The organism is Vibrio sp., from assembly GCF_050299255.1.
GTDB lineage: Bacteria > Pseudomonadota > Gammaproteobacteria > Enterobacterales > Vibrionaceae > Vibrio.
Map to the genome: position 1 here is coordinate 1 of NZ_JBNKVP010000168.1, position 2095 is coordinate 2095.

A 2095-nucleotide genomic window follows, 5' to 3' on the forward strand; every position below is an offset into this window, starting at 1 on the left:
TTTGAAGCCTTCTTTGTAACCGGCATAGTCATCGCACACCAGCTTGCCCTGCCAGCTCTGCAGAAAGCGACGGGCGTGTTCACCGGCACGTGTCGGCGCAAAGTCATAGATTACACACTGCACCGGTGCGTCATGGGTACTGGCATAGGCCCAGACATACGCCCGGTGGGTTTTCTTCTTGCCCGGCGCCAGCATGGGTACCGGGGTTTCATCCGCATGCAGCACAGTCTGTTCGAGCAGTGTCTCTCGCAAGGCGTCCACCAGCGGTTGCAAAGCCACACCACAACGCCCCACCCAATCAGCCAGGGTGGAACGGGCAATGGCCAGACCGGCACGATCAAAGATCTTCTCCTGCCGGTACAACGGTAAATGATCGGCATACTTGGCCACCAGCACATGGGCGAGCAAGCCACTGGCAGGTACTCCTTTATCGATCACCTGGGCCGGCACGGGTGCCTGGATCAGGGTCTCGCAGTGGTCACACACCCATTTGCCGCGGACATGTTGCTCCACCGTGAAGCTACCCGGCTGGTAATCAAGTTTTTCGCTGATGTCCTCGCCGATGCGTTTTAATGCGCAGCCACAGCTGCAGGTGGTGTTATCCGGTTCGTGTTTGATGACCCTACGGGGTAACTCGGGCGGTAACGGGGTGCGCTTAGGTTGGCGCTTTTTCCGGGTCGGGGCCGCTATTTGCTCACCGGCCCGTGCCAGTTCTTCTTCGATTCCCCCAATATCGCCATCGATGTGTTCATCCAGCAGGCTGCGCTGATCAACACTCAAGGCTTCACTGCGTCTGGCAAAGTTATGTCGCTTAAGAACAGCCATCTCATGAGTCAGCTTGTCATTGAGTGCTCGCTGGTAGCGGATGGTCTGCGCATCCTGCTCAACCTTAACCAGTAACTGCGCGGCCAGTGCACGGACTTGTTCTTCGCTTAGTTTATCCAGGTTTGGCTGGGCTTTCATGAGAGCAACTTTGCCAGAAAAGCCGCCTCATGACGATAGCAGATCAGGGGTATTGATTACAGGATCGATATCGCACTGCGTTCACCGAGCTGATACCAGGGCAGTCCCAGCACCAGTGCATTGAGTTGTTCTGATGAAAGTTGTAGCTGATGACCCTGCCAGTCTTTGGCTCGGATGAACTTGCCCTGATGCAGCCGCCGTGCCACCAGCCAGAGACCAAAGCCATCATGGACCAGCACCTTGATGCGGTTGGCCCGTTTGTTGGTAAAAACATAGGCATGATGCACCTGCGCCTGACCAAACTGCTTCACCACCCGTGCCAGCGCCGTATCCGGGCCAGCGCGCATGTCCATTGGTTCAGTCGCTAACCAGATTTGATCAATGCGGATCATGCGCGCAATAAGCGTAGCCATGCAATGGCACGGTCAATATGCACCAGTGGCCACTGGATTTTGATATGATCGACTTCCAGCACAACGTGTGCGCAGTCTGTCGGCATGTTGCCCGATGTTGCCATTGGCACAGGGATAAAATCTGTAGGTGCAGACAAACTTGATGATGAGACTTTGGCAAGACGTCGCCATTTGTGTACCAGGTTGGCATTCAGGCCATTTGCCAAAGCAACACCAGCAACAGATGCGCCAGGTTGTTCGCAAGCTTCCAGTATCCTGGCTTTAAAATCTTTGGAATGGCGGCGACGTTTGGTGACTGGCTTAACCGGGAGTATTTCATTCATTGGTAGTGTCCACTTAAAATAGGTGGTCACCAGAGTACAGGGTTTAAACGTTTTTAACAGATGGGTTTACCGGACGGTTACGGATGACGACCGGGTTTGGGTCTACGGTGGCTGTAACAATTGAGGTGCTGAAATCTGGTCGGAAAACTAGCTGTGCGTATGCCTGACAGACCGGATGAGCCGCCTCGCGGCCCTCCCCCACGCATAAAAAACCCCGTCCATTTCTGAACGGGGTTCTGTATTTAAAGCCTGGCGGTGTCCTACTCTCACATGGGGAGGCCCCACACTACCATCGGCGCTAAGTTGTTTCACTTCTGAGTTCGGGATGGAATCAGGTGGTACCAACTCGCTATTGCCGCCAGACAAACTGGTTGAGAAAATGGTTTGTTTTATAAA

Annotated in this window: 3 protein-coding genes and 1 rRNA gene; all 4 read right to left on the reverse strand. The window is 54.2% G+C overall.

What is annotated here, in order from left to right; all coding sequences use genetic code 11:
* Positions 1–963: IS66 family transposase (tnpC, locus tag ACQY6F_RS18810; RefSeq protein ID WP_428776636.1), on the reverse strand; the 963-nt coding region annotated here is incomplete at its 3' end.
* Positions 964–1019: 56 nt separating this feature from the next.
* Positions 1020–1376, reverse strand: coding sequence for an IS66 family insertion sequence element accessory protein TnpB (gene tnpB, locus ACQY6F_RS18815; RefSeq protein WP_428776637.1), 357 nt, complete (start codon positions 1374–1376; stop codon positions 1020–1022).
* Positions 1352–1699, reverse strand: coding sequence for an IS66-like element accessory protein TnpA (gene tnpA / locus ACQY6F_RS18820; RefSeq protein ID WP_428776638.1), 348 nt, complete (start codon positions 1697–1699; stop codon positions 1352–1354). Before tnpA ends, tnpB begins: the two co-directional genes overlap by 25 nt.
* 247 nt (positions 1700–1946) lie before the next feature.
* Positions 1947–2062 (reverse strand): 5S ribosomal RNA (rrf, locus tag ACQY6F_RS18825).
* Positions 2063–2095 lie beyond the last annotated feature (33 nt).